Raw genomic sequence first — 8,066 nt, 5'->3', positions numbered from 1 at the left:
TCGGCCTGCGGGTCGGCCCGGTCCGGGGGGAGGCATAACTCGCTTCGCTCAGACAGATGCCTCCCCTTTTCCGTCCCGGTCCTGGTTTCGGTTTTTGAGGTGTGTTGCCCGCGGGCTCAGGCCGCTCGCCGGAGAGCCCGAGCCCCGGCCTCCGTCGGTGCTCTTGGAGGGTGTGGGTGGGATTCGGGCCGGCAGTGTCTCGTTCTCCGCTGGTGATTTCGCGGTCGTCGGGTTCGGGTGCCTGCCGACGATGGATCGCCGGCAGGCTTTGGGTGGTTGGAACCGCAGCCGACTAGTCGAGGGCCCAGGGGAGGGGCTCTTCGAAGTGCGATTTGTAGGACGCCGCACCGCCGAATTTCTTGCCGCCCCAGACGTCGTAGGTGCCGCAGAAGTTGGGGTGCTGGATTCGCGTCTGGTTGAGCGGGTGGTGCTCCGGCCGACCGACGTTTTGCAGCTTGTCGTCTTTCCACTGGCGCATGTCGTAGGCGGTGGAAGGGGTTCGTGGGCAGTCGTCGGACCAGTTCCAGCCACCGCTGTCGCACTCGCTGTCGGAGTGGTAGAGGGCATGCTTGCTCTCGGCGCTGAAAATGTCGACGTGCTGGGTCTTGGGACTTGCCGAGTAGCAGCTCGTCGACTCTTTCCAGCGGCACGACGGATTCCAGGTGCAGCCGCTGGTGGCGTTGCAGGCGGCGGCGTTGCTCGGGCCGTAGCAGCCGCCGTGGTAGCCGGAGCAGTAGCCGTTCGATTGGCAGTAGCTCTTGGCGTCGCAGGCCGCCGGGTCGTTGCGAAAGGCCGAGCAGCTGGTCGGGCAGTTGCCGTAGACCCCGATCTTGCTGGAGTCGCCGAGGGCCTTGAAGTGGGAGGCGGTGAAGTCGCGCACCATGCGCCAGTCGTCGATGTCGAACTTGGCGAAGAGCCAGTCGGTGGTGCGCTGGACGACGGCGGCGTACATCTCGCTGTCGCCGCGGTGGTTGCCGATGTCGAACCAGGTGTCGCCGTGGTCGTACTTGAAGGCGATGCCCCAACGCACCTCGAGGCACTCATTGACCTCGTTGCAGAGGCCCTGCGGCGGCAGCGGGTTCACCATGTAGGGAATCGAGCGATTCCGGTAGAGGTAGGCTTCGGAGCGGTCCTCCGAATGGCCCTGCAGGTGGACCGAGGGAAAGAACTTGTGGGCGATGTCGTACTCGAGGCTGTCGGGAACGCCGTCGGCGTCGAGGTCGGTGGCCGCGTTGGGGCGGTCGCAGTCGTCGCAGAAGTGTTGGTTGCAGCCCGGATTGGGGTCGCCGCCGCAGTCCTGGGGGCAGGTGTTGATGTCCTCCGACGGAAAGCCGGTGGGATTGCAGATGCCGTTGCCGCAGACCTCGATGGCGGAGGCCGAGACCGGGGCGAGGAGAAGGACCAGCAGGAGCCAGAGCAGCCGATGGACTGAGAAGTGGTTTTTCATGACGCGGGTTCCTCGATAGATACACCGATCCTGGGTCGGCAACGACCGACCCGGGACCGAAAAAGTGCCTGGATTGTTGTCGCGATCGAGGGCGCTGATCGCCCTCGCTGTCGGATACGCAGTCCGCTGCGGGAACCCGCCATGGGATTTGGAAACGACCGGGAAGAGCGGTAGCCACGAAAAAGCCCCCGGGCGGGAGCCCGGGGGCTTGGCAGGGTGAGTACCCCGATTCCTTGGGCCGCGGAGCGGCTACAGCGTGGCGAAGCCGCCGTCGGCGATGATCTCCGAGCCGGCCATGTAGGAGGAGTCGTCGGAGGCCAGGAAGAGGGCCGCCTTGGCCATTTCCTCGGAGGTTCCCCAACGACCCATCGGGGTGGCGTCGAGGACCTGCTTGCCGAATTCCTGGACGGCCTCCGCCGGCAGACCCATGCGGTCGTAGATCGGTGTCTCGATCGGCCCCGGGCTGAGCACGTTGACGCGCACGCCGCGGGGAAGGAGCTCCACCGACAGGGTGCGGGCGAGGCTGCGCACCGCCGCCTTCGTCGCCGCGTAGACGGACATGCCGGCGAGTCCCTTGTAGGCGGCGATCGAAGCGGTGATGATCACCGAGGCGCCCTCGGCGAGGTGGGGCAAGGCCTTTTGGATGGTGAAGAAGGCCCCCTTGAAATTGATGTCGGAAACTCGGTCGAAGTGCTCTTCGGTGGTCTCCTCGAGGGGAGCCGGCGGGGCGATTCCGGCGTTGACGAAAAGCACGTCGATCTTGCCGAAGCGCTCGGCGGTGGCGGCGTACAGGCGATCGAGATCGGCCAGCGAGGCGACGTCTCCCTGCACCGCCAGGCCATTCTCGCCGAGCTCGGCGACGACTTCGTCGAGGGTCGTCTGGTTGCGGCCGAACACCACGACTTTGGCGCCCTCGCGCTGGAAGTCGAGGGCCGAGGCGCGCCCGATACCGCTGTTGCCTCCCGTGATCACGGCGACTTTGTCATTGAGCTTCATGGCATACTCTCCTGAGTTGTAGTAGACCGAACGTCTATTATCTTTTGGGTTTGTTTGGTTGTAGAGGAAGGATTTGCTGTTGTCGAGGTTGCGTCGTCCGTCCTCGGACGACCTTCGGGCTCAGGCGGCGGTCTGGGCTCCCAGCAGACGCAGCGCTTCCTGCTCGGCGCCGTCGAGCAGCTTCGGTTCGTTGCGCACTTTGGCGATCAGGATGAGGCCTTCGAGGTAGGCCATCAGCGAACGGGCCGCGCGCAGCGGATCGTTGTTCGCCGGCAGCTCACCGCGACGTTGGGCCTCGGCGATCACTTCCGCCAGCGCCTCCGCCTGCTTTTCGAGGATCTCCGCGAGGTGGTCGCGGAGCACTGGGTCCTGAGTGCTCATTTCGAGCGCCAGGTTGCCGATGAAGCAGCCCGTGCAATGACCCTGCTCGCGCTGTTGCTGGCGCTGATTGCCGTAGGCGGCGACGCAGAAGCGCGCCAGCTTGTCGAGCGGTGCCGCGGATCCGCCGAGGGTTTCGGCGAGGTTGTCCTCGATGCGTTCCCAAAACAGGTCGAGAACCGCCAACGCCAGCGCCTGTTTGGAGGGAAAGAAGTAATAAAAGCTGCCCTTCTGGACTCCCGCCCGGCGACAGATCTCGCCGACGCCGACGGCGGTGTAGCCGCGCTCCTGCATGAGGTGCGTGGCGCTCTCGAGGAGCTGTTGTCGGGCGTTGCTCTTCCTTCCCATGGATCTAATATACGACCGGTCAACTATTTTGTCAACGGGGTCGCTCCAGATCGGCAAAGGGGGTGCCGTGGCACCCCCTCGATCAGCGCCGGAGCGCCAGGACGTCGTGCGGCTGTCTACGGATTGACGACGGTGAAGCTCTCGGTGCTCGAGACCAGCGTCTTCTTGGCCACCGAGTCGCGGACGTTGACCTTGAGCTCGTAGTCGCCGGGGACGAAGCGGTCGGCCGTCAGGTCGAGCCCCTGGGCCAACACCCAGCAGTTGTCGCCGGCCTTCACCGGGTCGGCGGCGGCGGGACCGCGGAAGCTGGAGGCGCCGGAGAGCTGGACCGACAGCCGCAGCCGGGGCTGTCCGTTGTCGTCTAGGGCCGGCTGACAGGCGTGCAGGTAGTACCAGAGAACGCCGCCCTGGGCGAAGGAACGATCGCCCTTCGGCACCACCACGACGCCTTGCCAGGCATAGGGCTCGAGCACGTTCTGGGCCTCCCGCATGGGGAAGATGTTGTCCGACAGGATGAGCTCCGAGATCCACAGCTCGTCCTGCGAGCTGGGTACCTCGACGGCCTGCTCGCTGCACCACGAGAAATCGCCGCCGCTACCGCGCAGGCCGGCGCGTAGCTGGTACTGACCCGGCGGCGCGACCACCGTGGCCTTGAGCAGCTTCTGACCCTTGGAGTCCTTCCACTCGCCTGGCACCTCGAAGGACACCCGGCTCTCGCCGTCGGCGTCCACCAACTCGCCGATCAGCACCGCGCCGTCCGGAGGCGAGGCCGACGACACCTGCAGCGGCACGATCCACTCGCCTTCGCTGGACTGGAAGGCGCCGGTGTCGAGATGTGCTTTGAGGGCCATCTCCTCGCCCGCCGAGAGCGCCGCGCGCAGGTCTTCGAGGGCCGCTGCGTCGGACAGGGCCGACGCTCCCCAGGAGCGGAACTCGGATTCGCCCTCGACGGCGAGCACCGAGGTGGTGGTGGCCGGCGCCAGGTCGGCGAGGACCAGCTGCGGTCGCTTGATGGCCCGCTCCGCCGCTTCGGCGGCGAAGGCGAGAGCCTCTTCGCCCTGGTGGAGCTTGACTTCCTCGGTTCCCGGCTTGGTGCGGAACCGTACCCGCAGGCGCTTCTTGGTGACCACCTCCGGCAGGCTCTCCTTCTCGTAGATCCAAACTTCCTCGGAGGCGACGCCGAAGCGGTCGGTGGTGCCGCCGCGGCCGAAGCGGCCGGAGCCGCCTCCGGAAGTGATGTTGCCGTCGCCGCCGAAGGCCGAGTCACCGCCCAAAGTGCCGCCGCCGGTGGAGCCGCTGGCGCCCGGTTGCTGCAGGCGTCGCGGCGGTCCCAGCATCAGGAAGACGCGACCGCGGTCGGTCACCGAGCCGCGAACCTCGACTTCGTCCTCGAGATGGGTGAAGCGTTCGTCGGCGTAGGCGGAACGGCGCTCGAACTCGCGCTGGAATTCGTTCTCGGCGCTGTCCGGGGTGGGGTCGCGCTGGGCCCAGAAGAGGCGAATGAAGTCCTCCGCCTGTTGATCCGAGGCCAAACCTTCCCAGGCCTGACGGTCGGCCTTGGTGAAGAGGTGGCGCGCCGGACCTTCGGCCCAGTCGACATAGCGTTGGGAGATTTCGGCGGTCGCCGGCAGGGCAGCCAGGGTGAGGCATACGAGGAAGGTGAATGTGCGCGTGAGCATGGCCGTGGAGAACCTCCTGAAGAAACCCATGGGGCGGAATGGAGCAACCATTCTACACCTCGCGATTCGCGGCCCTTCGTGCCTATCTGCTTGATTCGGTGGCTCTCCCGTCGCGCGGCTCGAGGGGTAGGCGGAGGACCGCGGCGCAGCCCGGGCCGGGGTGGCGATCGCTCAAGGTGAGGCTGCCGCCGTGACCTTCGGCGATCTGCCGGCTGAGCACCAGTCCGATGCCGCTGCCCTCCGGTTTGGTGGTGTAGAAGGGCACGAACAGATTTTCCGGGTTCGACAGGCCAGGCCCCTCGTCCTCGACCACCACCTCGGCCCAGTCGCCCGCCCGCTGCCAGCCGATGGTGACCGCACCGCCGGTGGTCTCGGCCGCTTCGACGGCGTTGGCGAGCAGATTGAGCAACGCCTGCTCGAGCTGAGCACCGTCGGCCCGCAGGCGCACCTCGGGCCCCGCCGAAACGGTGATCTGGCGCCGGCCTTCGAGGCTGGCGAGGCGTCGCACCCGCTGACCGAGGTCGATCTCCTCGAGATTGGGGGGAGGCAAGCGGGCAAGGCGCGCATAGGCGGACATGAAGCGGCTCAAAGACTCGGCGCGTGCCTCGATGCGATCGAGTCCGCGCCGCATGTCCGTCTGCCAGTCGCTGGGCCGCGGATTGCGGTCGAGGAGGGTGCCGAGGGACCCGGCCATCGACTTGATCGGCGCCAGCGAGTTGTTGAGCTCGTGACCGAGGACGCGGATGAGGCGCTTCCAGGCCTGGCGCTCTTCCTCCCGCAGGGGCCGCGAGAGATCGCTGATCACCAGCAGGCGAAGCGGTTTGCCCTCCTGCCGGAAGCTGCGCTGGCGCACCTCCCAGCGCCCTTCGCCACCCGGGAAGGAGGCGGCGACGGGACGAAGCGGATCGGCACCGAGGCAGGGGCCGAGACCGATGTCGTGGGCCGAGGCTCCGGCGAGCTGGTCGAGGGAGCGGCCGAGCAGGCGCTCCCCGGCGCGGTTGGCGAGGCGCAGCCGATCGTCGTCGTCGAGGGCGAAGACGGCGACTTCGATCTCTTCCATGACGCGCCGCAGCAGGGCGGTGGCTTCGAGGGCGGTGCGGCGTTCCTCTTGCAGGCGGGTGGCCAGGAGGTTGGCCTCCCCGAGGGCCTGTCCGAGGGCGTCGCCGAGGGCGGCGGTGGGCTCGCCGCGGCGGGCGCGAATCGAGTAGTCCCCTTCGCGCAGGGCCTCGAGGACGTTGGCCAGGGTGTAGATCGGGAAGGTGACCCGCCGGCGGTGCGCCCGGGCGGCGGCGACGCTAATGAGGGTGAGGCCGGCGAGGATCAGGCCGCGCAGCCACCAGGGGGCCGGCGACAGCCAGAGCAGCACGGTGGCCGCCAGCAACGTCGGCAGGGCGACGGTCAGGGACGAGATCAGGATGCGGTCGTCGAAGCTGCGGGCCATGGCCTGCCTGCCGGTGCCGCGTCAGAGCTGGTGCTTTTCGAGGCGGCGGTAGAGGGCGCTGCGACTCAAGCCTAGCAGTCGCGCGGCGCGCGCGACGTTGCCGTCGAAGCGTTGCAGGGCCGATCGGATGAGCGCCTTTTCGACCTCGTCCAGGGTCATCGCCTGGTAGTCGGGCTGGCCGCTGGTTTCGGCGAGGCCGAGATCACCATTCTCGATCTTCGCCTGCCGGGCCATCAGGACGGCCCGTTCGACGGCGTGGTCGAGCTCGCGCACGTTGCCTGGCCAGGGATGCGCCACCAGGGCTTCGAGGGCCGCCGGCCGGAATCCTTCGAGGGGCTTGCGATAGCGCTGCCGGTGGCGTTCGAGGAAGTGTTGGGCCAGGGCCGGGATGTCCTCGCGCCGATGCCGCAGGGGCGGTAGCGCGATCTCCACCGTGCGCAAGCGAAACAGCAGGTCCTGGCGGAAGCGGCCGGCAGTGACCTCGGCGGCGAGGTCGGCATTGGTGGCGGCGACGATGCGGGCGTCGACCCGGCGGGTGCGAGAGGACCCCAGCCGTTCGAGCTCGCCGCTCTCCAGGACGCGCAGCAGCGAGGCTTGCTGGGGCAGCGAGATATTGGCGATCTCGTCGAGGAACAGGGTGCCGCCGTCGGCGAGCTCGAAGCGTCCGACGCGATCGCTGCGCGCGTCCGTGAAGGCGCCGCGCACGTGGCCGAAGAGCTCGCTCTCGAACAGGGAGTCGGACAGGCCGCCGGTATTGACCGTCACCATCGGTTGGTCGCTGCGCTCCGAAACGGCGTGGAGGGCGCGGGCGACGAGACCCTTGCCGGTGCCGTTCTCGCCGGTGATCAGCACGCTGGCGTCGGAAGGTCCGACGCGCTCGATGAGCTCGAGCACCGGCGCCATCGCCGGCGACGTCGCGATCAGGGTGGGGGCCCCGTCGCCGCGCAGCCGGCGATTCTCTTCCTCCAGCAGGCGTCCGCGGCGCAGCGCTCGGCCGAGCTCCACCTGGGTGCGCACGATGGTCAACAGACGGGCGTTCTCCCACGGCTTCTCGACGAAGTCGCGGGCTCCCCGGCGCATCGCCTCGACCACCACCTCGACGCTCGGCCAGGCGGTCATCACCAGCACCGGCAAGGTCGGATCGAGGGCCCGGCAGCGGTCGAGGAGCTGCAGTCCCTCTTTGCCCGAGGTGGTGTCGCGGGCGTAGTTCAGGTCGATCAGGGCGGCGTCGAGGTCGCGAGTGCGGACGGCTTCGAGAACCCCTTCCGGGGACGCCGCCGTCTCGGTCTCGAAGCCTTCCGACTTGAGCAGCAGACAAAGCGCCTCGCGGACGTCCGGCTGGTCGTCGGCGATCAGCAGGCGGGCGGCTGGAGAAGCGGTGTTCACGGTCGTGGCAAGGGCCGAATCGGTGCCGATCGGGGCCGTGGCCGTTCCCCGGCCCCGCCGCAGTCTACTGCCCGCACCGGCGGCGCGGAAACCTAACCTGCGACCGAGCCCGGGAGGGCTGGGCGGCGGCGTAGCCGCCGCGACGGGAATGAACCGCGCTTCTTGGCCCGGAGAGAGGCGCTTCGCCCGGGACGCGCAGTCAGGGGCGCGTAGCCCCTCTCGGAACAAACAGCTAGCAGCGCTGACGAACTCTTGACTCGGAGCGTCTTTGGTCCTCAAGAGCTCCCGAGCCCGAGGGGCTGGCCGCCCGCGACGAGGCGGCGGCAAAGCCGCCGAGGACGGGGGCGCCCGGCCAGGGGTGAAGGCGCACGACATGTGCGTGCGCCTGAGG

The 8,066-nt window shown here is 68.2% G+C and carries 6 protein-coding genes; all 6 read right to left on the bottom strand.

Annotated elements, in window-relative coordinates; all coding sequences use genetic code 11:
- Positions 1-292 precede the first annotated feature (292 nt).
- The 6 genes from AAF604_24545 to AAF604_24520 all read right to left on the bottom strand — a co-directional run bounded on the left by AAF604_24545 (position 293) and on the right by AAF604_24520 (position 7,675).
- Positions 293-1,447 (bottom strand): hypothetical protein, encoded by a 1,155-nt coding sequence (locus AAF604_24545; protein MEM7052854.1) that lies wholly within the window; start codon positions 1,445-1,447, stop codon positions 293-295.
- Between the two features lie 249 nt (positions 1,448-1,696).
- Positions 1,697-2,443 (bottom strand): SDR family oxidoreductase, encoded by a 747-nt coding sequence (locus tag AAF604_24540; protein ID MEM7052853.1) that lies wholly within the window; start codon positions 2,441-2,443, stop codon positions 1,697-1,699.
- Positions 2,444-2,563: 120 nt separating this feature from the next.
- Positions 2,564-3,169: a TetR/AcrR family transcriptional regulator gene (locus AAF604_24535; protein ID MEM7052852.1), complete on the bottom strand. Its 606-nt coding sequence runs from the start codon at positions 3,167-3,169 to the stop codon at positions 2,564-2,566.
- A 116-nt stretch (positions 3,170-3,285) separates the two neighbouring features.
- Positions 3,286-4,848: a GWxTD domain-containing protein gene (locus tag AAF604_24530; protein ID MEM7052851.1), complete on the bottom strand. Its 1,563-nt coding sequence runs from the start codon at positions 4,846-4,848 to the stop codon at positions 3,286-3,288.
- An 82-nt stretch (positions 4,849-4,930) separates the two neighbouring features.
- Complete coding sequence (locus AAF604_24525; protein MEM7052850.1) at positions 4,931-6,289, bottom strand: ATP-binding protein; 1,359 nt, start codon at positions 6,287-6,289, stop codon at positions 4,931-4,933.
- Between the two features lie 21 nt (positions 6,290-6,310).
- The gene (locus tag AAF604_24520; protein ID MEM7052849.1) at positions 6,311-7,675 is read right to left on the bottom strand and encodes a sigma-54 dependent transcriptional regulator; all 1,365 of its coding nucleotides are present in this window, start codon (positions 7,673-7,675) and stop codon (positions 6,311-6,313) included.
- Between the last annotated feature and the right edge of the window lie 391 nt (positions 7,676-8,066).

Source organism: Acidobacteriota bacterium, assembly GCA_039028635.1.
Taxonomy (GTDB): domain Bacteria; phylum Acidobacteriota; class Thermoanaerobaculia; order Multivoradales; family JBCCEF01; genus JBCCEF01.
This window is presented reverse-complemented; position numbering and strand designations above follow the sequence as displayed.